The 24,978-nt window shown below is 78.9% G+C and carries 11 protein-coding genes and 1 pseudogene; all 12 read right to left on the reverse strand.

Annotated elements, in window-relative coordinates; genetic code table 11:
* Positions 1-336: pseudogene (locus Q0840_RS15415) on the reverse strand (hypothetical protein); the annotation flags it as partial.
* Positions 333-2,807, reverse strand: coding sequence for a hypothetical protein (locus tag Q0840_RS15420; protein ID WP_298460917.1), 2,475 nt, complete (start codon positions 2,805-2,807; stop codon positions 333-335). The pseudogene Q0840_RS15415 and the gene Q0840_RS15420, both read right to left, overlap by 4 nt.
* Positions 2,804-4,435 carry a hypothetical protein gene (locus Q0840_RS15425; RefSeq protein ID WP_298460918.1) on the reverse strand — a complete coding sequence of 544 codons (1,632 nt, stop codon included), beginning with the start codon at positions 4,433-4,435 and terminating at the stop codon, positions 2,804-2,806. Before Q0840_RS15425 ends, Q0840_RS15420 begins: the two co-directional genes overlap by 4 nt.
* Positions 4,404-4,697 (reverse strand): hypothetical protein, encoded by a 294-nt coding sequence (locus Q0840_RS15430; RefSeq protein ID WP_298460919.1) that lies wholly within the window; start codon positions 4,695-4,697, stop codon positions 4,404-4,406. The genes Q0840_RS15425 and Q0840_RS15430 overlap by 32 nt, the downstream gene beginning before the upstream one ends.
* A 5-nt stretch (positions 4,698-4,702) precedes the next feature.
* Positions 4,703-5,923, reverse strand: a complete 1,221-nt coding sequence (locus Q0840_RS15435) for a phage baseplate assembly protein V (RefSeq protein WP_298460920.1) — start codon at positions 5,921-5,923, stop codon at positions 4,703-4,705.
* Positions 5,920-6,126, reverse strand: a complete 207-nt coding sequence (locus Q0840_RS15440) for a hypothetical protein (RefSeq protein WP_298460921.1) — start codon at positions 6,124-6,126, stop codon at positions 5,920-5,922. Before Q0840_RS15440 ends, Q0840_RS15435 begins: the two co-directional genes overlap by 4 nt.
* A complete protein-coding gene (locus tag Q0840_RS15445; RefSeq protein WP_298460923.1) occupies positions 6,123-6,446 on the reverse strand; it encodes a hypothetical protein in 324 nt (107 codons plus the stop codon). Before Q0840_RS15445 ends, Q0840_RS15440 begins: the two co-directional genes overlap by 4 nt.
* Positions 6,447-6,505: 59 nt before the next feature.
* Entirely contained in the window at positions 6,506-14,623 is an 8,118-nt protein-coding gene (locus Q0840_RS15450; RefSeq protein ID WP_298460925.1) for a hypothetical protein, read from the reverse strand.
* Positions 14,620-18,432 carry a phage tail protein gene (locus Q0840_RS15455; RefSeq protein ID WP_298460927.1) on the reverse strand — a complete coding sequence of 1,271 codons (3,813 nt, stop codon included), beginning with the start codon at positions 18,430-18,432 and terminating at the stop codon, positions 14,620-14,622. Before Q0840_RS15455 ends, Q0840_RS15450 begins: the two co-directional genes overlap by 4 nt.
* The gene (locus Q0840_RS15460) at positions 18,429-20,885 is read right to left on the reverse strand and encodes a baseplate J/gp47 family protein (protein WP_298460929.1); all 2,457 of its coding nucleotides are present in this window, start codon (positions 20,883-20,885) and stop codon (positions 18,429-18,431) included. Before Q0840_RS15460 ends, Q0840_RS15455 begins: the two co-directional genes overlap by 4 nt.
* Positions 20,882-24,565: a hypothetical protein gene (locus Q0840_RS15465; RefSeq protein WP_298460931.1), complete on the reverse strand. Its 3,684-nt coding sequence runs from the start codon at positions 24,563-24,565 to the stop codon at positions 20,882-20,884. Before Q0840_RS15465 ends, Q0840_RS15460 begins: the two co-directional genes overlap by 4 nt.
* Positions 24,562-24,963 (reverse strand): GPW/gp25 family protein, encoded by a 402-nt coding sequence (locus Q0840_RS15470; RefSeq protein ID WP_298460933.1) that lies wholly within the window; start codon positions 24,961-24,963, stop codon positions 24,562-24,564. The genes Q0840_RS15465 and Q0840_RS15470 overlap by 4 nt, the downstream gene beginning before the upstream one ends.
* Between the last annotated feature and the right edge of the window lie 15 nt (positions 24,964-24,978).

The raw sequence follows: 24,978 nt of genomic DNA on the forward strand, positions 1-24,978 counted from the left end.
TGGTGCGGGACCGGCCATCGCCGGCGGGTGGGGTCGCGGGGCCGGCGCGGCGTCCGGGGCCGGGGTCGCGGCGGCGCGGGCCGGTGGCAGCGCGCCCCCGCCCGCCGCGGGACGCACGGGGCCAGCCCCCGCACCCCTGCTCGACCACTCGTCGTAGGTCACGGCCACCGACCGGGTGCCGTCACCGGGCCCGGGGCCCGTCGGCGGCAGCGGCGGCGGGACGCCGGCCTCGACGCCGTACCCGCCCGGGTCGTCGCGGCGGCCGGCCGGCCGGAGCAGCCGCTCGAGCTCGCCGAGCAGGACGAGCACGCCGTAGACGTCGTCGCGGGCGGTCATCGGGTGTACCTCGTCCAGTCGTCCAGCAGGCCGGTCGCGGCGGCCAGCTCGAGCTCGCGGTCCACCCCGGACGGCCCCCGCGGCGCTGCTCCGGTCACCGCCAGGACCAGCGCGTCCCCCAGGGGTGAGCCGACCGCGAGGCTCGGCAGGTCGAACCCGGCGAAGTCCCGCCGGAGGGTGAGCGGCCCGGCGAGCGCGGTGGCCTGCCAGGTGCGCCGGACCGTGACCAGGACGAGGTCGTCCCGCGGCCCGCACAGCAGCGCCGGCCCGTCGAGGTCCCCCAGGGCCGCCGGGTCGACGGCGAGCACCGCCGCCCGGGAGAGATCGACGCGCCCGAGCATCGATCCGGGCAGCCAGACCGCGCGATCCACCTCGACCACCGTCTGCACCGTGCCGCCACCGGGGTCACCGGGGTCGCCGTCGGGGCCGGGCGGGACGGCGCCGCGCAGCAGGACGAGCTCGCCCGGGCGGACCAGCCGTGGCTCAGGCCGCTCGCCGCTGCGGTCCCACCACGCCTCCGGGACGCCGTGCAGGACGAACGCCGCGGTGCTCGCCGGCGCCGTCCCGTGCCAGGTGACGGTCTGCAGGGCCGGACCGGACGGGTCGGGCACACCGGCGCCGCCGAGCGACGTCGCGACCCGGTCGCGACCCAGCAGCAGCGCCAGCTCCGAGTGCAGCGCGACGGCCTGCTCGACCAGACCGTCGCGTGCCGGGTCGTCCGCGCGACCCCGGCGCAGCTCGGCGGCCGCCAGCCGCACCGACGGACCGGCCACCGCGGCGCCGTCGGCGACCAGACCCGGGACGCCGGGGGCGACGTCGGGCCCGGCCAGCGAGAGCCGCAGCGGCGCGCAGAGCAGCGCGAGCCGGTCCCCGTCGCGCCCGACGCCCAGCACCACGACCGCGGCGGGACGCGCGCCGGTGAGGACGGCCACCTGCCCGGCCTCGACGACCCGGCCGAGCGTCGGGACGAGCGAGGCGGGGGAGTCCGTGGGGACCAGGGTGCCGCCGAGGCTGACCGGGCCGGCCACGGCGAGGCCGTCGACGGCGAAGCCGCCGTCGGTGCCCGCCACGAGCGCGGCGAGCCCGTCGACGAACGGCTGGAGGAACCGGGTCACCGCCCGGTCGAGCGTCCCGCCGGGCAGGCAGCGCAGCGCCATCCACCGCACCAGCGACGGCCACCAGCGCGCGAACGCGACCTCCAGGGTGCGCAGGATGCGCAGGCTCCCGTCCGGGTACGCCACCCGGCCGGCGACGACGGCGTCGATCTCCCGGGCGAGGGCGCCGGACTCCACCGGCACGGCGAGCGCGCCGGTGAGCGACCCGGCCCCGGGCAGGGCGTCCAGGGCGCCGTCGAGGGACACCGCCGCGGCCCGGCGGGCCGCCGTGACCGGAGCCGGGACGGGCAGCCCCAGCGGCGCGCCCGCGAGCCCGGCGGCCAGCGCGGAGGCGGCGGTCGCGACGGCGGCCAGGGCGGCGGGTGACCCCTGGATCGCGTCCGCCGCGCGCTCCAGCGCGCCGACCAGCCCCCCGTCGTCGGCGTCCAGCTCCTCCTCGTCCAGCCCCTCCTCGTCCAGCACCTGCGCCGCGGCCCGCAGGTCGGCGGCGTCCGTGGCCGCCGACCCGGGCGAGCCCGCCGCCGCGGCGAGCGTCGCCGCGACGTCGTCGTGCCGGCCGGGCGGCAGGCGTGACGCGACCCCGTCCAGGACGTCCGCGACCAGGGACCGCGCCTCGGCCAGGAGCGCCGAGGTGAGCGGCGGTGCGCCGGTCGTCGGCGCGTCGGTGGTGTACGGCGGCGGCTCGTCGAGGGCCGGCAGCGTCGCGCGCCGCGTGGTCGCGAGCGCCGACCAGCGTCCGACGAACCGCGGCGGGGGCCCCTCGCCGGTGTCGACGTGCGTGGTGGCGGCGTGCCGGTCCGCGGCGGGGAACAGGGTCGCGACGCCGGCCAGGACCACCGACCCGGCGGGTGCGATCGGCGTGCGCCCGCCCGGGTAGGACGGCACGCGCAGCATCTCGGGCGCGCCGTCGGTGGCGACCTCGAGCGTCTCCCGGGACGCCGGCAGCCGGACCTGCTCGAGCACCAGCGGCCCCGAGACCTCCTCGAACGGCGGCGGCAGGCTCACGGTCTCCAGGTCCGCCACGGCCAGCTCGAGCTCGTCGGTCCCCGGCAGACGTCCCGGCCGGACGGTCGCCGCCCACGCGTCCAGGACCGGCACCTCGACGCCCGTGGCGGGGTCCCAGCCCCGGGTGGGCAGCCGGCCGACGACCGGGTCACCGAGCGCGACGGCGGTGACCCCGGCGGCGAGCCGTCGACGCTCCACGACCGCCGCGGCCGCGAGCAGCGCCTCGGTCTTGCGCCGGGGGACGTCGTCCTCGTCGCGCGCCGTCTCCAGCCGGTCGAGCATCGCCTCGACCTGCCGCCACACCTGCTGCCAGTCGTCGAGCTGCTGGCGGAGCCGACGCGCGTGCTTCATGCGTCGTCCTGCTGCCGCGCGGCGAGCGAACGGCGTCCGCGACCGCGCGCCGCCCGGGTGGCCTCGATCTCGGCGATGACCAGCGGGTCGAGCGGTGCGCCGCCGCCGTACGCCTGCTCGACCTGGCCCATGACGTCCCCGCGGAAACCGGCCAGCCCGGCGAGCAGCTCCTCGGGCGCCCGACCCAGGGCGGGACCCATCCCGGTGACCGCTGCCTCGAGCCGCTCCCACTGCTCCTGCGACTGCGCGGCGTAGACCCCGGTGTGCTCGACGACGCCCTCCTTCATCCGGTCCCAGGCGTCGACGGCCGGGGCGCCGGCCGCCTCGAGGGCCGACCGGTGGCGCTGGAGGTCGTCGGCGAGGGCCGCCCGTGCGTCGTCCATCGGGCCGTCGACGCCGAGCAGCTTCCACACCAGCGCCGGACCGGCGGCCCACAGGGCGGTGGAGGTCCCCGCGAGCAGGCACGCGCCGCCGACGACGAGCCCCGGCACGTCGTGGCCCTCGGCGTCGCGGCCGGGCCGGTCGGCGGCGTCGAGGAAGGCCTGGACCAGGCCGTCGACGCCGTCGTGGGTGACCACGACCAGGACGTGCAGGCCCGAGGCGGTCAGCGAGCGGATCATCTCGACGACCCGCTGGATCGTCTCGGCGATCTCCAGCAGGACCTCGATCTTGGAGCGGATCGCCCGGATCAGGTCCTTGAGCAGACCCACGATGCTGTCGATGTTGCTGAGGATCGCGAGCAGCAGCTCCGGGACCCGCTCCAGCTCGCGCAGGGGGTAGTCGGGCGGAGCGATGTCCCGCAGCTTCCACGACCGCCAGCTCGGCCCGGTGGGCGTGCCGCGGACCCGCCAGTCGTCCGGGTCCGGGTGCAGCCAGTCCTCGAAGCCCGGCATCTCGACGTCCCCGAGGGCCTCGATGGCCTGGAGCAGGGCGCGGTCGTCGACCAGCGCGCCCAGGCCGTGCAGCAGCGGCACGAGGTCTGCCATGCCGGGGGCGGTGGCCATCACGAAGACGGCCTCGACGGTCGCCCCCTCGGAGAAGATCGGCCGGTCGCCGTCGCCGGGGTCGTCGAAGGACCGGCGGAACGTGCTCGCCCAGCCCTCGAAGGCCCCGACCCTGGGCGGCGGGGCCTGGTGGTCCCCGGCCTTCCACGACGACGGCTCCCGGGCGGCGGTGCCCAGGTCGGCCGTGGTCGCCGCCCACGAGGTGACGCCGGGCAGGTCGGAGTACAGGTAGGCACCGGAGGAGAGCAGGTCGTCGACGACCTCCTTGAGGATCTCGTAGGCGGCCAGGACGAGCGCGCGGATCGGGTCGGGGATCTCCAGCAGGAACGCGCTCAGGACGTCGAGCAGCCCGGCGACGACCTTCAGCGCCGAGGCCACCGCCTCCAGGGGCGTCGCGGTGGCGTCGACCACCTGCTGCACGCCCGGGACCTGGCCGAGCGTCAGCCGGGACCACCGCGGTCCGGTCCCGGCCCCGCCGCCTGCCCCGCCGTCGCCGGTCCTGCCCGCGTGCGCGGCCGCCTGGGCGACCGCGTAGGCGGCCATCACCTCGTCGACGATGTCCGGGCAGTGCTCCTGCAGGAGGGCCCGCAGGTCAGCGGTAGCGTCGCCGCCGTACGCGACCACCACGCACCTCCTCCGCCCGACGACGTTCCTGCTCGGTCATGGCCGCGACGGTCCTCGCCTGTGCGGCGGCCTCCAGGGCGGCGGCGCGGCGCAGCAGGTCACGGGCCGCCTCGAGCCGGCCGACGAGGTCGTCGGGGTCCGCCGCCCGCCACCCGGAGCTGACGGTCCCGGCGGCCGCGGGGGCCGGTCCGGGCCGGTCCCCGCCGGCGCCCCGGCCGGTGGCCCCGCCCGGGTCGTCGTTCGGCACCTCCCGCCGCACCATCGCCCTCACCCGACCGGGAACCGCTTGACGAACCCGAAGTAGGACAGGTCCATCACCGGGGTCAGGGCCGCCCACGCGTCGAGCGCGGGGCCGTAGGCCGCGACCGTGAGCGGGTTGATCGCCTTCGCGATCTGGCTGAGCATCGTCAGGTGCAGGGCGAGCCCGTCGCCGAGCACCAGCGGGGAGACGGCGCTCAGGCCGCCGAGCTGCAGCATCCCCAGCCGGGTGTTGACCGAGACGTTGCCGATGCCGGCGTCGATCGCCACCGCGTTGATGCCCAGGCCGGGGCTGGCCGCGGCGATCGTGGTCGGCCCGCCGGAGACGACGTTGACGCCGCCGCCGGTGCTCAGCCCGATCCCCGAGCCGGCGGTCACGCCGTACGCGCCGTCCACCTGCTCGGTGACACCTCCGTGCACGCTGCGGGTGACCGGGCCGCTCACCGTGACCGCCTCGCCCGCGGCGCCGACGGTGCGGCTGAAGACCCTGCCGACGGCCTCGGTGAGCGACGCGCCCGCCGTGCGGGAGACGTCCCCGGCCACCGTCTCGGTCAGGCCTCCGCCGACGGTGCGGTCGACCCCCTGGCCGACGCGCTCGTGCAGGGCGCCGTCGACCGTCACGCCCCGGTCGCCCTTGTTCACGGTGCGCTCGGTGTTCGCGACGACGTCGATGCCGTCCGGGCCGAGGACGATGCGGTTGCCCTGGGCGTCGTGGATCTCCAGGACGCGGCGCTCGTCGTCCAGCACGATGCGGTGGCCCGAGGCCGACTTCAGGATCCGCACCTTCGGGCTCGCCGTCGTGGACGGACGGCCGTGGCGGGGGACCTCCGGCACCCGCTCGGGGGTGCTGCCGTCCGGCAGCGGCGGCTGGTGGGCCGAGCGCGCCGTGCCCGGCGCGATCGAGTCGGGCGTGCCGACGTCCTCCGGCTGCGGCGACCCCCACCACATGCCGCTCCAGATCGGCCGGGACAGGTCGCCCTCCTCGAACTCCACCCACACGCCCGCGCCGACGTCGGGCACCATGAACAGCCCCTGGTCGGGTCCGGCGTACGGCGCGGACGGCATCGCCCAGCCGGTCGGCTCGTCCGGACCGAGCAGGCGGGGGACGAGGGCCTGCACCCGCCCGCGGTTCTCCGGGTCGTCCACGCGGTGCACGTAGCCCCGGTACTTGCCGTACAGGCGCTGGTCCATCCGCTCCAGCAGGTCCGAGAGCAGGTCCTCCAGGGTCACGACTCGGCCTCCTCGTCGTACAGCCGGACGCCGGACACGTCGTCCAGGCTGAGCACGGTCTGGCTGCCCCGGTCCGGGCGCTCCACCACGAGCGCGTCGCCCTCGATGTCGGTGAGCCGCCCGACGTGGACCTGGCCGAGCGTCGTCAGGACCAGGACGACGCGCTCGGGCCCCATCGCCTCGAGCTGGTCGCGCAGGCTCATCGCAACCCCTCCCGTAGGTGCTCCACGACGAACCGCCGGTTGACCAGCTCGGTGCGGTCGGCGGCCACGCGGTCCTCGCGCAGCCGCACGCGGGCGGTCTGGACGACCTCCTGCAGGGTCTGCCGCCGTGGCGGCAGCGGCAGCACCGGCAGCCGCAGGCGCCAGCCGTCGAGCAGGTCGCCGCGCAGGTCCAGCCGCAGCAGGGCGGTGTCCAGGGCGGCGGCGAGCTCGGTGCGGTGGGCGGCGGCGTCCTCGACGTCGACGGACGGCAGGACACCGGCGCGCAGGTGGGCGGTGCTCAGGTGCTCGGGAAGTGCCATGGCGGTCTCTCTCCTGGGGGGTCTGCGGTCGCCGGCCGGGCCGGGTCGCGGGTGGTCGGTCAGCCGGCCGGCTCGGCGGGGCGGACGTCGGCGCCGGCCGTGGTCGCGTTGCCGGTGACGGCCACCTGGGCGCCGCCGATGACGACGAGCGTGTGCTGCGTCGGCGGGCGCGGCGGGACCGGCGGCCGGACCGGCGGGAACGTGCCGGGCAGCGTGGGGCCGACCGGTCCCGTCGGCAGGGTCGGCCTGCCGGGGAAGGTCGGGGACGTGGGGAACGGGTGCGGGACGCCGAGCCGGCCCGGCGACACCTCGACGGCCGCCTGCTCGAGCACCGAGCCGAGCACGGACTCCAGCAGCGGGACCGCCGAGGCCCGACCGGGGGCAGGCGCCGCCGGTGGCGCGGAGACCCCGGTGAGCACACCGAGCCCGGAGCGCAGCGCCGCGTCCGCGTCCCCGTTGTTGCGCACGAGGTGCTCGGAGACCATCGCCCGGGCGGCCGTCTCCGGCAGGCCGCTGGACTTCGCGATGCCGAACAGCTTGGCGGTGGGTGACAGGCCGCCCTCGTCCAGGATCCGGCCGAAGTCCTCGGTCAGCCGGGTGAGGCTGACCGTCAGGTCCGGTGCGGGCTCCTCACCCGCCCCGTCCGCGCCCTGGGCCTGCGCACCCTCCGCCGTGGTGGCCCGCCCCTCCGCCGTGGTGGCCCGCCCGGCCGTCGCGGCGCGCTCGGCCGCCGCCGCACCCGCCGCCGCACCCGCCGCCGCATCCGCCGCCGTGCCCGCCGCCGCACCCTCCGCCGTGGCGGCACGCGCGGCCGCCCGGAGCGGTCGGCCGAGCGCGCCGCCGGCGAGGCGGCCGCCGCGGGTCAGGCCGGGCAGCGTCACCGCGATCCCGCCGAGCTTGTCCAGCTGCGTGCGGACCACGGCCTTGGACAGGTCGACGTCGAGCAGCTGGTGCCGGCTGGCGGTCTCCAGCACGAACGCGGCCGCCGGGTCGGTGACGATCTGGTTGCGGCGGGCGAACACGTCGAAGTCGGCCGCGGCCGCCTGCGCTGCACCGGTGGCCACGGTGTCCGTCCGGTCCCGCAGGGCCGCCAGCACCCGCGCCGGGTCCAGGGCGATCGAGACGCTCCCGCCGAGCTCCTGGCCGAGGTCGAGGTCGAGACGCACCGGTGGCCGGGTGGGCATGGGCACCGGCAGCGGCATGGGCCGTGGCGGCACGGTGGTCGTGGTCGGCGGCTCGCGCCCGGCCAGGACGTTGCCGGTCACGGCGACCAGCGAGTCCAGCGCCCGGACCAGCAGCACCGTCACCGCGGCGGCGCACTCGAGCCGGTTGGACCCCACGACGCAGCTGTCCACGTCCCGCAGGTAGGCGGCCCCGGTCGTGCCGGTCGAGACCAGCGTGTTGCCCGTGACGGTCGTGCCGAGCAGCACCCGTGCGGAGCCGAGCGCGAGCACCGCCGGCCCCCGCGCGACGACGTCGTTGTCGCACAGCTGGAGCGTGACCCGCACCGGCCGGGGCGGCAGCGGCACCAGCCAGGGCCGGGGCCGGACCAGGAAGTCCAGGACGGGTCGCAGGTCCGGGTGGTGGCCGACCACGGCGGCCGGCGGGGGCTCGAGCCAGCGTGCCGCGAGCGCGTCGGCGACCAGCGGGTGGGCGAGCGTGGGAGCCGGTGCGGTGAGCACCGACAGCGCCGGCGGGCGGACCGCCGCGAACGTCGCGGCGGCGACGCCCGGCTCCAGGCTGGCCCCGGGCGCCCCGGCCAGGCCCTGCGGCGCCCCGGACGCGACGACGTCCTGCGTGCGGACCGGCCCGATCAGCGCGGTGATCTCCGGGCGCAGCGGCCACAGCACCGGCGGCAGCGTCGGGCGCGGCCGTCGGGGCGGCGGGTCGACCTCGAGGAACGGGCGGGTGGTCAGGTCGGTGAAGTCCCACGACCTCCCGTCGGACGGCCCGCCGCCGTCCGGGACGGCCGCCTGCACCGTGACCAGGCCCGCCCCGCCGAGCTGGCCGCCGGAGTGCCGGACCCGGTTGCCGTCCGCGGTGACGTCCCCGTCGAACCGGACGGCGATCGCGTGCAGCACCCCGGGGTGGGCGCCCGAGCCGTTCCCGTCGAGGCGGTTGCCGCGCAGCGCGAGGCGTCCCCGGCCGCGCACCTCCAGGACGGCGCGCCCGGGGGGCGGGGCGTCGGTGGGCTCGGTCGCCGCGCCGGCGCACCCCTGCAGGTCGTTGCCGTCGACCCGCACCCGCGCGGCGACCGTGCCGGCGTCCACCGAGATCCCGGCGACGACCGCGCCGCGCACCGTGTTGTCGACGACGACGACGTCGGGCGCCCCGGCGCCGTCCGGGTCCAGCGGCGCGAGCGGGGCGAGCGGGTGCAGGGCGGCGCCGCCCACCACGATCCCGCGCCGCCCGGCGGCCACGGCGTTGGCGCCCACCGTGACCGACCCGTCCACCCCGGCCGCGACCACGCCGTCCGCCGGGAGCGGCGCGACCACCCGGTCCGGGGGCTGCGGCCGCGGCCACGGCCGCGGCACGCGGGTGAGCACGGACAGGTCGAGCTCGACGCGGTCCAGCAGCGTGCGCAGGTCGGTCGATCCGGCCAGCGCGCGCGCGGACGACGGGCTCAGCGAGGCCTGCGCCGCGCGGATCCGGGACACCGCCGCGTCCAGGCGCTCCTGTTCGGTCCGGTCGGGCTGCAGCGCGAGCGGGAGCGCGCCGGCGAGGGTCGCGACGGCGTCGGCGGCCACCGAGCCGGCCTGGTCCGCCGCGTGCGCCGCGACCTCGGCGAGGACCGACCCGACCCGGTGCAGGCCGACCGCGCGCGTGGTCCCCGACCGGCCGGTGAGCTCGGTGACGCCCGACGTCGCCGCCTCCAGGAGCCGTCGGCGGTCGCCCTCGGGCAGGTCGATCTCGGTGGCCAGGACCGAGCGCAGGTGCGTGCCCAGGGCACCGACGGCGGCGTCCCGGTCGTCCCCGGGTGCCGTCGTCCGGAGCCCGACGGCGAGCTGGGTCAGCGCGGCGAGGCGGTCGGTGACCTGGCTGGCGCCGACCTCGGTCGCCACCGGTGTCGCGGCGTTCACGGCGCGGGCCTGCTCGGCGCGCAGCGTCGCCAGGCCCTGCGCGGCGTCGGCCTTGTGGCGCTCACGGTCCCGGGGCTGATCGGCGGCGGCGCGGACCGCGTCGCGCACGCGCTGCACGTGCCCGACCAGGTCCGGGTGGTCGCCGACGAGCCGGGACAGCTGGGTGAGGTTGCCGGTGAGCAGGCGCAGGCTGCGCGTCTCGGCGGCCTCGTCGCGGTCGGCCAGGCCGGCCAGGGTGCGGTCGACCCAGCCGGCGGTGAGCATGACCAGCTGCCCGTGCGCCTGCTCCTGGTCGGCCGCCACCTCCGCCGCCCCGACGCTCGCCCCCTGCGCGGGGTCCGCGACGAACGCCTGCACGCGGCCGAGGGACTCGCGCAGCGCGTCGACGTCGGACGCGTCCGGCGCGGTGCGGGTGCGGCGCAGCCGCTCGTAGCGCTGGCGGACCGTGGTCGCGAGCGGGGCGTTGGCCTGGTCGAGGACGCGGACCAGGGAGTCGACGCCGTCGGCCAGGCCCGCGACGACGTCCGGGGTGACGGCACCGGACGCCGGCCGCTCGACCTCCGCCCGGACCGCCCCGAGGACGCTGGACATCAGCTTCTGCTGGGTGGGGGTCAGCACGGTCGCGCCCGTGGAGCGGGTCAGCCGGCGGGCGCTCGCCACGGTCCCCAGGTCACCGGCGAGGGTCAGGGCCGCTCGCTCCTCGGCGGCGCTGCCGGCGTCGGCGGCGATGACCGCACGCGCGTCGCCGGCCAGGTCGACGTCCAGGGCCAGCCCGTCGAGCAGCCGGGCGGCCGCCCCGGACACGTCGCCCGCGGCGGCCACCAGCGCCGCCCGGTCGCGGGTCATCGCCCCGTCGAGCTGGGCGGCGAGCCCCCACACCGCGGCGGTGTCGTCGTCGGGGGCGGTGAGCTCGGCGGCGCGGGAGACCGCGACCCGGACGAGGTTCGCCGCGGCCGTGTGGTCGGCGTCCCCCTGCGCCTCGCGCATCTCCTCCACGGCCCCGTCGAGCTGGTGGCCGAGGCGTGCGCTCTGCCCGCCGCGCTCGGCCAGCTCGGTGCTGACCGCCTCCATGGCGGTGTAGACCCGCCGCCCCACCTGCTCGCGCGCCCGGCCGCGGGAGACGGCGTAGGTGTGCGCCAGGGAGCGCAGCCCGACGAGGGCCTCGTAGAGGTCACCGGCGGGGCGGGCGGCGGACGACGGCAGGGCGTCCAGGACGTCCAGCAGGCCGGGGCGGACCGGGACCGGCAGCGGGACCGGGACCAGGCGGCGCACCGCGCCGTGCACGTCGCGCACGTCGTTGTCCCGGATGCGGTGGTCCTCGCCGCCCAGCGCCGCGATCCCGGCCACGTGCACGTCGGCGCCGGGGACGTCGGCCGGCAGGTCCGGGCGTCCGACGCCCCGGACGCGGTTGTCCGCGACCAGCACGTCGTCGACCAGGCTCAGCCCGATCCCGGCGCGCAGGGTGGCCGCCTCCAGCCACCGGAGCAGCCCGTCCAGCGCCGGCGGGACCCCCCGCCCCTGGGCCGCGAGCACGGACTCCAGCAGCGTCCGCGGGGTGCGCCCGGTCGCCGCGGGGACGTGCTCCTGGGCGGCGCGCTGGAGCGCCGGGGACCAGTCCAGGGCGGCCGTCGCGACGTCCTCGACGGTGCAGCCGAGCACCCGGAGCCGGCCCACCGCGCCCGCGTGCCCCAGACCGCGCACGCCGCTGCCGCCGACGTGGCGCACCTCGCACCCGGTGACCGTCACGTCCAGGACGGGCGCCGAGCCGCCGATCACGATGCCGTGGGCGGCGGTCGCCGCACCGGCGCCGGTGACCCGGGTGCCGGCGACCGTGACGTCGCTGACCGGCCGGTCCAGCACGTCGTCGACGTCCGCGCCGGTGCCGACGACGACGCCCGCCTCCAGCCCCAGCGGGGACTGGTCGGGCGCGGTCGGGGGCAGGTCCACCACGCAGCCGTCGACCCGGGCACGGGACCCGGCGACCCGGATCCCGACCCGGACGGGCGCCGCCGCCGGGGCGAGCCGCACCTGGTTCCGCTCGACGTCCACGACGTCCGCCACCACGTCGATCCCGACTGCGGTGACGTCCACGACGCGGTTGTCCGCCACGGTGGTGCGGTCCAGGCGCTCCCCGTGCCGGGCCACCGCCTCGTCCAGCACGCGCACGCCGGTGGCGAACCCGGCGACGTCGTTGTCCCGCAGGACGACGCCGTCCAGGCTGCCCTCGGTGACCAGGACGCCGGTCCCGGCTCCCGCGTCGCGGGCCCGCAGGTCGTTGCCGGTCACCCGCAGGCCGTGCAGGAACAGACCGGCCCGCGGCCGCAGCACCAGCGCACCCGGGGCGAGCGCCGGGGCCAGGGCGGTGGCGACCACGCCGGACGGGGCACGCACCGCGCATCCGGCCACCTCGACCTCGGTCAGGGTGCCGGTGAGCAGCACGCCCGAGCCGCCGCCGGCCCGGTCGGTGGAGGTGATCCGCAGGTCGCGCAGGCGCACGTCGCGACTGTCGCCGACGCTGACCACCCCGTGCGGCAGCCGGCGCAGGGTCCGGAGCTGGTCGGGGGCCACGTCCTCGAGCGGGCGGCCGGGATGGGTGCGCTGCAGGCGGCGCAGCTCCAGGACGGTCGCGACCAGGGAGGCGAAGGCGCGGCCCTCCCCGGGCCGCAGGGAGCGCACCCGGTCCCGCAGCGTGTCGAGCAGGGCGGCGAGACCACCGGCGGGGGCGACGACGTCCGCGGGGGTGAGGGCACCGCCGCCGTCGTCCAGCGGCACCAGGTCCCCGACGAGGCCGCCGCCGTCGACCGGCTCGCCCCCGATGGGAACCTCGGCACCGGGGACCTCCACCAGGTCCAGCAGCTCCAGGACGACCGGGGCGGTGGTGCCGCAGCGGTCCAGCACGAACGCGCCGCCCGCGCCGCGGACCTCGAGCCGGGTCGCGGCCCCGTCGCCGAGGATCCGGACGCCGGACACGCCCTGGAGCACCACGGGGTGCTCGAGCACGTAGGTGCCGGCACGCAGGTAGATCGTGCCCGGTCGGCCGGCGAGCTCGGCGAGCGCCGCGTGCACCGCCTCGTCCCCGGTGACCCCTTCCGCCAGGTCCTGGTCGATGTGCCCGAAGGTCCGCGTCCCGTCGCCGACGACGACCGTGAACGCCCCGGGTGCCAGGTGCCGAGCCCCGAGCTCGACCAGCCGGTCGCGCACCTCGGTGAGTGGCAGGAACCGGACCCGCAGGTCGGTGAAGGTGCGCCGGACGGGCTCGGCCGCGGACTCGCGGGTCGCCCGCACCAGGCCGACCGGCACCCGGCTGTGCCAGGGGCCGTCCGGCGGGGCGTCGGTCCGGCGCTCGAGCACGCCCTGCGCGTCGCCGTCGGGGGCGACCACGCGGGCGGTGAGCTGCCAGTGCTCACCGGGCCGGTGGCCGGTGCCGGAGAACGCGAACGTGATGTTGTCGACCAGGCGGTAGCGGACCCCGGTGACCAGCCAGTCCGCGCCGTCCCAGCGCCGGACGGCGGCCACGTCGGCGGTCCGCAGGACCCGCCCGGGCCCGCCACCGGCGTCCAGCGGCGCCGGGTCGGTGCTGAGCACGTGGCCCTCCGGCTCGAGCTCGAGCCGCCCGGTGGCGGTGTCGACCGAGCGCAGCCGGCGCAGCACCGGGTGGTGACGCGGGTCGCCGGGGTCGAGCCGCGCGGCCTCCTCCTCGAGGGTCACGACGTCGCCGGCGCGGAACCGGGCCGCGTGGAAGGAGCCGACGCTGAGCGTCAGCCCGTTCGCCGGCACGTCCGCCGTGAGCGGGGCCGCGAGCGCTGCGTTGTCCCGCGACCACAGGACCGCGCGCGCGTCGGTCCCGGCGATCCCGAGCACCTCGAACCGCAGGTGGGCGTTGGTGCTGCCGGTGTAGCCGGTCCCGGTGGTGGCGCTCGCGGTGGACAGGCAGCGCTCGCGGCACCGGTCGGGCTCCTCCGGGGGCGTGCGGTCCGGCAGGACGCCGTCCGGCACGTCGCTGCTGAGCCGGCCCTCGCTCACCGGCGTCGCCGGGGTGGGCGGGGCGGCCGGGTCGACCTCGCGCGCCCGGACCTGGACCACCTGCTGCCGCCGGAACGTGGTCGGGTCGCCGTCGAGGGCGGGCTCGCGCAGGAACGGGTCCTGCCACGAGTGGACCTCGCGGTCCCAGATGTCGGCCTCCAGGACGTGGGTCACGCTGGCCCCGACGTCCGGCTCGGCGAGCGGGGGCGGCGACGGCAGGAAGGGCTGGGTGGAGTACCGCCAGTCCGACTCGATGAAGGCGCGGCGGCCGTCGACGTACAGGCGCCCGGCCGTGGCCGGGGTGCCGCCGCCGCCGCGGAGGACGACGTCGCCGCCGAGCGCGGCGTCCGTGGCCTCGAGGGCGTCCAGGTCGGTCTCGGCGCGCGGGGGCAGGCCGGTCACGCCCCACCCGGTGAGGACCAGGGTGCGGTCCGGGCCGGCGCCGCGCTCCAGCGGCGCCAGGGACGAGGCGGGCACCCTGAGAACGCCGTCACGGTGCTCCGCGGGGACGTCGAGGACCGGGTGCCAGGTGCCGTCCGCGTCGCGCACCTCGAGCCGGGTCAGCGCCACCTCGTCGTCCGCGGCGACCCGCGCGATCCGCAGCCGGACGCGCAGCTCGGCCGCCGACCACGGCGCCGCCGGCGGCCGCCCGGACGAGGCGAGCCCGGCGGGGCCGGGGCCGGGCGGGGGAACGGCGAGCAGGTCGACCGGGTCGGGCAGCACGCGCCGGACGGTGACGTGCCCGCGGACCCGCACCACGTGCGGGAGGGTCTCGGGGTCGCGCCGCTCGAGCCGCAGCTCCGGCGGGATCACCCGCTCGTCGCCCGGCGCGAGGCCCGACCCGCGCCAGCCGGCGGTCGACGTGATCGCGTCCAGCACGAACGTGTCGGTGACCCGGAAGCCGTCGTCGGGGGAGCCCTCGGCCAGGTCGGCGGACCGGCGCCGGGAGTCGGTCAGCCGCAGGCGCGCGTGCTCGTTGCCGTCGGCGTCGAGGCGGGCCCGGCCCATCTCCTCCTGCACGGCGACGAACCGCCGCGCCTCGTCGAAGCGTTCGCGCGAGGTGTAGCCCTTCATGACAGGCTCCGTCCCATCCGGTGCACGTCGTCCGCGGCGCGGTCGCTGTGGTGCGCCGTCAGTCCCAGCGGCAGGAAGTCGTCGGTCCGCCGGGTGAGCTCCGTCAGGGAGCGTCCGCGGTCCGCGTGGGCGCCCGGCGGGTGGCCGCCCTCCCCGGCGGTGCGGACCGCCGCGGTGTTGTTGTCGTCCAGGACGAGGTAGCCCGGCCAGGTCGGCCGGACGTCGGCGAACGACACCTCGGCCTCCAGCCCGCGCCAGGACCGGGGGCGGCGGTCGGCGTCCCGCGGCGCGACGCACCGGCGCAGCCACCCCAGGTCCGGGCGGTCGCACGTGAGCGGCCCGGCGAACACGCTCAGGCTCGCCTCGAGCACGCCGGCCAGCACCGCGCCGTGCACCGTGCACTCCCGCAGCCGCAGGGTCGCGCCGGCGGCGGAGATCGCCGGGGTGACCCGGTCGCCCGCGTCGAACGTGCACCCGGCGGCGATCACGAGCACCCACGGCGGCACGTCGAGGCGCCCGACCACGCAGCCGTGCAGCCGCAGCACCAGGGCCGGTTCGGCCGGGGTGGCGCGCAGCAGCGCGGTGTGGTGGCCGGCGCCGGCGACCCGCAGGCCGACGCCGCCCGGCTGCCCCAGGTCGGACCAGCGCAGGTCCGCCGCGCCGCTGGTCACGGCCAGCTCGACGGTGCCCTCGGCGGCCAGTCCGGTGAGCACCACGTGCGGTCCGACGGCGGCGCGTCCACCGCCCTCGGCGCGCTCCAGCAGGGTCAGGCTCACGCCGTCGTCGTCCGCGGCCAGGAACGGCACGCCGCCGGGGTCGGCGGCGTGCACCGACGTCACCGCGCCCTCCCGGACGACGCCCGTGGCGGGGGCCAGCCGGGGACTGCCCAGCACGGCGATCACCGCGGGACCGGTGGCGGTCGCCGCCAGGCCCAGGGCGGTGTCGAGCCGGGTCACCACCGGCCGGCCGGCCGGGTCCAGGCGGCCGGGCGGCCCGAGCACCACGTCCGGTGGCCGGCTGCGGGCGGTCCCGGGCGGGTCGGGCAGGGCGAACCGCGACGGGTCGGCGGGATCGGGGGGCTCGACCCACCGGCCCGGCAGGACCGCGCCCGGCGGGACGAACCCGGCGCCCAGCGCGGCACCGCGCGCCACGTGGGTCGAGGCGGTGAACCGCGGCGCGGTGCCCGCGGGCCGGACGCCGGCCAGCGCGGCGGGCAGCGCGACCCGGCCCAGCCGCGGGTCGAGCGCGACGGCGTCGTCGAGGTCCAGGGCCACCGGCCGGTCCCACGGTCCCAGCGACGCCTGCCGGACGGTGAGGGCGGACCACCCGATCCGCCCCGGCACGCCGACGCGCGGCACCGCGGGCGCGTCCCGTCCGCGCGACGCCACGGCCTCGCGGTTCCGGCCCAGGCGCAGGCGGAACCGCGCCGGCGTCCCGGGCGCGAACCACGTCCGGGTGCTGCCGTCGCCGTCGATGAGCGCGACGTGGCCGGTGCCCGGCCGCGGGTCGAGCGCGGGCAGGAACACCAGGTGCCCGGCGCCGCCGACGGTCACGACGACCTCGCTCGGCGGGAGCGGCGGCGCGCCGACGACGAGCAGCTCGCCGTCCCGGACCACCGTCTCACCCTCGGCGGGCGGGTTCGGACCCTCGGGTTCGGGATCGCCGGCGTGCCACGCGCCCGCCCCGGCGGCCAGCTCGACGGCGCGGGGCCGCACCCGGTCGCCCCACACCACCGCGCGCAGCACGCCGGCGTCGTCCCACGCCCACAGCGTCCCCGGGGCGTCGTCGGGCACCGGCAGCGGGGGCAGCGGCTCCCAGCGGGGCCGGGGGGCGTCGTCCCGCATGCGGTGGACCAGCGGGCAGAGCCGGGCCCGCTCGTCGGCGCCGCCGACCCGGACCAGACCGTCGGCGGTGGCCAGCAGCTGGCCACCGCTGCGCACCACCCGGTCCCGGACGCGGCGCTGGACCCAGCGCCCGCCGAGCGGCCCGGCGAGCGCCAGCTGCCACAGGTCGTCCAGGGCGACGGTGCCCTGCTGGCCGCCGTGCACGGACAGGACGTCACCGGCGAGGCACCCGGCCGCGGCCTCGCGGGCAGGGGGGAACGCGGGACTGCCGACGTCCAGCTGGGTGACCGTGACCGCCGCCGCGTCGAGGTCGGCCAGGCGCCAGGCCCGCACCGCGGCACCGTCGCTCGCGGGCGCCACCAGGACGACGCCGCCGGCGGCCGGCACCAGCAGCGCGGCGGGTCCCGAATCGAGCCAGGCGGTCCCGGGGCGGTCGTCGGCGTCGAGCGGGTCCAGGTCGAGCGGCACCGTGGTCCAGTCGACGTCGGGTGGGACGAACCGGGCGACGGCGAGCGCGTCCCCGCCCGCCGCGGCCGGCCGCGCGAGCCGGACCAGGCGGACCACGGCGTCCAGCCCGCCCACCGGGACCACCACGGCGCCGCTGACGGGCTCGCCCTCGTGCGGCACCAGGGCGGACCCCTGCCAGCGCCCGTCGGCGAGCCGCCGCCACACGACCTCGCCGCCGGCCGTCCGGTCGAGCCGGAGGGCGACGTCGGCGCCGCGCAGGAGCGCCGCGCCGGCCGGGGTGACCTCCAGGGTCGCGGAGTCGCGGTCGGTCGTCGCCCGCAGCGTCACCGGGTCGGTGGCGTCGACCTCCCCGGACGGCGCGGGCCCGGCGAGCGTGGCCGCCAGGGTCGCGCCGCTCCGGACGGCGGCGGCGGCCAGCGTCCACGTCTCGCCGGGTCCGGGCCGCCCCGCGTCGGCGAACCGGAGCACCGCGTCGGGTCCGGGGGCCGCGTGCGGCAGCGGTCCCCGGCCGCCCGGGTGCCCGGCGGCACCGAGCAGGGGGACACCGTCCACGGCGAGCCGCACCGCGTCGCCGCCGGCGACCGCGTCCGGATCGGCGGCGAGGTCGGTCGCCGTGAGCAGCTCGGGCCGGCGTGGCACGGGGGCGGGGGGCGGGGTCTCGTGGACCTCGGTGTACCCGGTGAGTGCCGGGACGTCGCCGGCGACCACGCGGGCGGCGACCGGCCCGTCCCGGTCCGCGGGGTCCAGGCGCAGGCCGAGCAGCGGGGGACCACCGGTGGTGGCGAGCACGACCGGCACGGGCAGCACGACGTCGTCCCGCTCGCGCACGACGACGCGGCTGGTCCGGATCGCGACCCCGTCGGGACGCGCCCAGCCGTCCAGGTCGACGGTGCGCGGCGACGCGGCGAGCAGCAGTGCGTCCGGCGCGCCGAGGCGGCGCAGCGTCTCGGTGACGTCGTCCCCGGTCCGGGGGGCGTCGAGCGCGGCGCTGGGGTGCCGGACGTGCTGCCGCGCGCGCCGGGTCAGCGGGTCGGCGAGCGCCACCGGGTCCCACAGCAGGGCCGTCCAGCCGCGGGACGGCAGCGGCTCGGTCACGTCCTGGGTGACGAGCAGGGACCGGAACCCCTCGTCGACCTCGGCCGGCCACCCGGTGGTGCGGGTCAGGACGTCCTCGAGGGTCGCCAGGGTGCCCTTGCGCCGCCGCCACGCCACGGTCCCGGCCACCACCCGCCGGTTGGTCGGCGCGTCCTCGCCCAGCAGCTGGGCGCCGACGAGCTCGGCGATGAGCGGCAGGGCCTGCGCCGAGCTGCGGGACACGAACGGGTCCCGGCCGAGCTGGTCCACGGCGGCGGACAGCTCGGCGAGCGGGGCGGCGAGGACCTCCAGGAGCCGCAGCAGCGGCCGGTCGGGGCTCTCCGCGTCGATCGCGAGCAGCATGTCGGGCAGCAGGTCGGCCAGCTGGCGTGCCTGCGCGGAGAGGTCGGTGAGCTCGGTCATCGGTCGCGCGCCTCCTCCCACCGCACCGTCAGGCCCTCGGCGCCGTCCTCGTCCGGCGCCCACCGCGGCTCGGCGTCGCTGGGGACGACGACGCGCTCGGCGCGCCGGACGGGCTCGTCGGCCCGGTGCAGGGCGTCGACCACGACCCACCGCACCCCCGGGGTGCCGGCCAGCGCCCGGTGCAGGTCCGAGACGTTGACGCTCTGGCCGAGGTCGACGGCCCCGGGGTCGAGCAGGCCGGGCACCGGCGACGTGGGCGGTGGCGCACCGGCCGGTGCGTCGGCGACGTCCGGTGCCTCCGCGCCGAGTCGGGCCCGCACCTGCGCGGTCACCAGCAAGGGGTCGGCGGCCGGGTCGACGGCCACGGTGACCACCGCCCGCAGCCGCACCAGCCGCCGGTCGACGGTGCGGACCACCAGCCCGGGCGGCACCCGCGCGGCGAGGAAGCCGGTGACCACCCCGTGCTCGTCCGGGGTCAGCGTCCGTCCGCCCGGCCCGCTGACCACGATGCGCAGGTGGCGCGGGCGGTCGACGTCGTCGTGCCCGACGTGTACGCGGGAGACCAGGCCGTGCCCCTCGAGCAGGGCCCCGACGTCGCGTGCGGTGACGGCACGGTCGAGGGTCTGCACGCTCGCCGTGGCCCGGCGCCGGGCGACCGCCGGGTCCTCCGCGTCGGCGCCGCCCGACGTCGGCAGGACGTTGCGAGTCGCGACCACCTGCGGCACCGGCGCCAGGACCCCGTCGACGGCGCCCGCGGGGCGGTTGCCGGCCGCGCCCGTGCCCACGCGGGTGGTGAGCAGGGCCGCCAGTCCGGGCGGGACCGCCGCACCCGACGCCGCGTCCCCCGTGCGCACCACCGTGCCGCCGTCGGCCAGGACGTCGACCGTGAACGCCCGGGTCCCGGTCGCGGTGTCGACGACCTCGCCGGTCAGCTCCCACGCCTGCCCGCCGACGGCGAGCTCCACCGCCGGGCGTCGGCCCTCCGGCGCGGCCGGGTCGGGCAGGAACGCCAGCGGCTCGCCCTCGACCGGCCATGGCCCGGGCCCCGTCACCGTCCGGCGCACCGTCCGGCCGTGCGACACCGGGACGACGTTGCCGAGCACCACCGTGCGGGCCAGGTCGTACCACCGGCGCAGCGGCGGGCTGACCACCACCTGCGTCGCACGCTCGCCGAGCAGGGGTGCCACCAGGTCGTCCGCGCGCACGACCCGGACGGCCTCGCGCGGCTCGGACCGGCGGGTCGTCCCGCCGTCGCCGGTGGGCACCTCCACGACGTCGGCGAGCACGAGCCAGTCGCCCGGTCGCAGCAGCCCCGCGTGCGACACCGGCCCGGCCGGGGGCGGTGCCGCGGGGGCCGGCAGGAGGTAGAAGCGGTCCGTCCCAGGTGTGGCGACGCCGAGCTCGCCCGGGCGGGCGCCACGGGCCAGCGTGCGGTCGAGCACGGTCAGCGCGCGGGGGCCCCGCAGCCGGACGATGTCGTCGCGGGCCTGGGCGAGGATGCCTTCGACCAGGGCGTCCAGGAACTGCGCCATCGCGTCCAGCCGGCCGGCGTAGGCGGCGTCGTCCTCCCCGTTGTGCCGGCCGAGCGCGGTGTCCAGGCTGGCCAGGGCCGTCGGCAGTGCGGCGTCGACCCGGGCGAGGGAGCCCATCACCAGGCGCTGCGCCTCGGTGAGCGGCTCCAGGGGCCGGGCGGCGGCGGCCGCCTCGGCGTCCACCAGGGCGTGCGCGCGCTCGCACAGGGTGTCGCACAGCGCAGCGAACGCCTCCGGGCACGACGGGTCGCCGGCCCCGCGCAGGGTCGTGGCCAGGTCCGCCAGGGCGAGCGCGTCGGACCGCGCCCGGGCGGCGTCCCGTGCGGCGGCGGCGCCGCGCTGCGCGGCGTCGACCCGGGAGGCCAGCTGCTCGGCCAGGGAGGCGCCCGGCAGGTGCAGCGGCGGTGGTGCGACGGCCGCGACCGCCGGCGGCAGCTCGCGGGCCGGCGCGACCAGCGTGGCGAACGGTTGCAGCTCGTTCAGGCGGGCGTCGGCGCGCAGCGCGACGGCGGTCTCGAACACGGCCGGCCCGGCGCCCGCCGACGCCGGTGCGCCGACCGCGAACCCGGCCGGGATGGTGGCCGCGGTGCCGGCCGCCAGCCGAAGCTGCTGCAACCCGGTCGCGGACAGCGGCGGCCGCGGGCGGTGACCGACCAGGTCCAGCAGCCGGGCCTGGGACTGCGGCAGCTGCGCGGTCGGCAGGAAGCACTCGTCGGCCCACGCGTGCTCGTAGGACCACAGCACGTCGACCGCGGCCGCGACGCAGTCGAGCAGGCCCTGGCCGGGGTCCTCGCCGGCCGCCGTCGGACGGGGCACCCACCGGCGGGCGGCGTCGGCGAACCGGTCGCGTGCGTCGGCCTCCATGCCCGCGAGCACCTCGGTGTGGTGGCGCGCGCGGTGCTGCTGCGGCGTCCGGCTCATCGCAGCCCCCCGCAGACCTCGACGGTGAGGAGCCCGTCCGGCCCGTCGCCGTAGGGGCGGCGCAGGACGGCGACCTCCTCGTCGCCGACCGGCAGCGTGCCGTCGACGGCGTGCTCGCCCGCGCCGGCGACCGCCCGCCGCAGCCGCCGCACCTGGGCGGCCGTGACCCCGTCGACGCCCAGGGCGCGGCGCAGCACCGCGTCGACGTGCACGTCCCCGCCCAGGCCCACGGTGTCGGGGTCGAACAGCCCGCCGTCGGACTCCAGCGCGGCGCGCACCTCCCGGTGCACCCGCTCGGCCGGCGCCCACGGCTCGACGTCGACGACGACGTCGAGGTCCAGCGGGACGAAGACCGGCGGCACGAGTTGCACGTCCACCCCGAGCAGGCGCACCTCCTCGAGCCGCTGCCGGGCCACGGCCCACCGCCGGATCCGCTCGGCGTCGCGGACGAGGTCGAGGTCGACGAGCTGGCCCGCCGGGCCGCCGGACCCGTCGCGGGGCGTGCCGGGGGTCACCAGCGTGTCCTCGTCCCGCAGCAGCAGCGTCGTGCGGACCAGCCGCCGCTCACCGAGCTCGACGACCCGGGCCCGGGCGGCCGCGACCTCGGGCAGCTCCTCGAGCAGCCGGGCGTGGTCGTCGGCGGTGACGGCCGTCACCGGGGTGCGGGCCACCCACGGGGCGCGTCGCCGGATGCGGTCGAGCGGCTCGGGGTCCCGGCCGCCGACGCCCGCGACCGGGTTGTCCACGACCAGCGCCGCCCGCAGCCGCTCGAGGTCGAGGTCCTCGGGCAGCGGCCCGGACCCGGCGCCGAGCGCGACGAGGGAGGTCAGCGTGTGGGCGCCGACGTTGCCGGCCGTGCCGCGACCCAGTCGTGCACCGATCCGCACCTGGACCGGCCGGGCCGGCAGCGCCCCGGGCTGACCGAGGACGACGGTGGTGCCGCCCTCGGCGTCCGCCGCCAGCGCGAACACCTCCCCGGGCTCGGTGGCGACGTCGTCGACCAGCCGCCACGGCTCGCCGTCGACGTCGACGGTGACGTCCGGCACGCCGAGGCGCGGGGGGTCGCCGGGGAACGGCCAGCCGGCGGCGACCCGGCTCGCCGCGGCGAGCGGCAGCGGCACCTCGGCCGTGGGCCGGGTGCCGTCGAGCACGAGGTCCAGCTCGGGGGCGAGGGCCTCGACCTGCGCGGCGAGGTCCGGGTCGGCCACGGCGGGCGCCCAGCCGGGGGAGACGTGCAGGCCGTGGTGCGCCGGCACGACGTCGGCCAGCAGCCGGGTGGCGTCGGCGGCGTAGCGACGCGGCGACGGCCGGCGCGGGTCCCACCGCACGAGCGTCTGGTCCGTCCCGAGCTCGACCACGGTGGCGCGCACCACGTGCGGCAGGGCGCGGGGGTCGTCCGGTGCCAGCACGAGCCACCGGTCCCGGTGCAGCTCGAGCAGGTCACCCCGGACGACGGCGTGCACGGCGCCGGCCGGGACGTCGTCGGCGAGCGTCAGGGACGCCAGCGACGGGTGCCACACCAGGTCCTCCTCGGTGGACACCACCACCGGGTCCTCGCCCGCGTCGGGGTTCACCACGACCGTCCCGGCCGCCACGACGAACGGCAGCACGCCGGGCCCGGCCGGCGTGGTCAGCCCGAGCGCGGCGGGGTCGTCGATCCGGACCTCGAGCATCGTGGTCGCGGACAGCCCGGGGTCCGGCCGGTGGTCGACCAGCCGGGCGTGCTCCTCGACCGAGCGGCGCAGGCGCGCGGTGGGCAGGTAGGCCTCGGTGAGGGCGGCGTCCTGGCGGTAGGAGATCCGGTCCAGCCGGTGCGCCACCAGCTCGAGCAGGGTCGTGGTGAGGTCCGCGGCGTCGTCGGGCACCCAGCCGGGCAGGACGGCGGCGGCGCGGGCGCGCATGACGCCGAGCAGCCCCCGGCCGTCCTTGGCCGACCGGTCGATCACCGGCCCGGGCGGCGGGACCGGCGCGGGCCCGGGCTCGGGGACGGCGAGCGGGTCGCGCAGGTCGCAGGTGGCCTCGGCCCCCGGCGGGCGCGCCCCGACGTGCCGGGGCCGGTCGGGCGGGTCACCCGGGGTGCGCACGGCCAGGTCGTGCAGCCCGCTGCCCGGGGTGAGCCTCAGGTCGACGGCCACCTCCGGCACCGGGCGGCCCAGCGCGAGCGACGCGGGGACGCCGGCCGGGCCGGCGTCGAGGTAGGGCAGGTCGCCGCCCGGCAGGCCGGTCACCAGCGGCGCCGGGTCCGCCGGGGCGCCGAAGGCGGCGGTGACCGCGACCACCTCGGTCTCGGCGTCCAGGGTCAGCACGGGTCCGTCCACGACCCGGGTGAGCAGCGTGTTCACCACGGTCAGCGAGCACGGGCCGACGGTGATCCCGTGCTGCAGCCGGTGCCACGTCGACTCCGAGACCGTGACCCGCTCGCCCCGCACGGTCGCCGCGCGGGCGGCGGCGAAGGTCTCGACCCCCCGGACCTCGACGTCGCGCAGGTCGGCGTCCATGGCCAGGGCGGTCCCGCTGACCCGGTGCAGCACGCACCCGGTGAGCCGGACCGGCCCGGGGTCGGTGTCCGCGTCGACCCACGGGGCCAGCTCGCTGACCGGCGCGGTGACCTCCAGGCCGCGGACCAGGTCCGCGTGGTCCGGCGCGACGACCGCCTCGACGTGCACGTCGTCGACCTCGAGCGCCCCCGGCGCGGCCGCCGCGCGGACCCGGGCGCCGGTGGCGCCGCCCGCCGCGCCGGTCACCGACCGGACCGTGGCGCCGCTGAGCACGAGCGGGCCCCCGACGAGCAGGTCCAGGCCGGCGGCCGTGGCGCCGCTCACCCGGGTCGCCGACACGCCGCGCACGTCCAGAGGACCGGCGACCGCGGCCGCCAGACCGACGGCGACGCCGTCCGCGGCCCGCGCCCGGACGTCGCGGACGTCGACGTCGAGCACGGTGGCGGCGTCGGTCGCGGTCCCCGCGGCCTCCGGGTCGGGGGTCGAGATCGACCCGGCGCGGACGTCGACGCCGGTCGCGACGGCGCCCACCACGGCGTCGACCCGCAGCCGGGTCACGGTGACGGCGCCGCCCGCGCCGCCCGCGCCGCCCGACGCCGCCCCACCCGGCGACGGCGCCTCGGCCCGGACCCCGACGGCCGCGCCGCTCGCGGTGAGGCCGGTGACCGTCACCCGGTGCAGCCGCCCGACCGGCGCGGTCACCGCCACGCCGGTGGCGTCCCCGGCTGTGGCCCGCACGCCCGGCGTCTGGACGTCGACGACCTCCGCCGCCGCGGCCGCCGTCACCTCGACCGCGGTGACGGTCCGCCCGGTCACCACGACCCGGGACGCGGACAGGGTCGCGCGCCCCGAGGCGCGCAGCGCCACGCCCACGACGTCGTCGCCCTCGACCCGCACCTCCACGCCGCGCAGGGTCACGTCGGTCCCGACCAGCACCAGGCCCGCGGCCGCGCCGCCGGCCACCACCCGCAGCACCGGCGCCGCCGGCGCGGGATCGGCGGCCAGGGTGAGGGACCGGCCGGCGAGGCCCAGCTCGAGCGGCCCGGTCTCCAGCACGACGCCGGGAGCGGTGGGCGGCAGCCGCCAGACGTGCGCGCTGCCGGCTGCGGCTGCGGCCAGGCCGGCCTGCGCCGCGGCCAGGGCGGCGGGGAGGTCGGCGGCGTCCAGCAGCACGGTCGTCATCGCCCGACCGCCGCGGGGGGTCCGGGCAGGGAGTGCGTGAACGTGTCGGCGTGCTCCGCGCCGGTCTCGCGCAGGGTGTACAGCACGTCCACGACCAGCGTGGTGTCGTCCACCGTCAGCCGCACCGCGTCCAGGACCAGCAGCCGGTCCAGGTAGCGGGTGATCGCCGTCCGCACGAGGTACTCGGTGGTGGCGGCCCGGGTGCGGTCGGCGGCGGAGAAGACCAGCAGGTGCAGGCCGCAGCCGAACGTCGGCCGGTCGACCCGCTCGCCCGGTGCGGTGAACAGCAGCTGGCGCAGCTGCGCGCGCGCGAGCGTGGCGGGGTCGCGGCTCGCGCGCGCGGTGCCGCGGTCGCCGATCCGGAACGGCAGGTCCAGGACACCGCTCCACCCGCTCACGGCCCCTCCACCTCC

Origin of the sequence: uncultured Cellulomonas sp., assembly GCF_947494015.1 — a bacterium.
Lineage (GTDB): Bacteria > Actinomycetota > Actinomycetes > Actinomycetales > Cellulomonadaceae > Pengzhenrongella.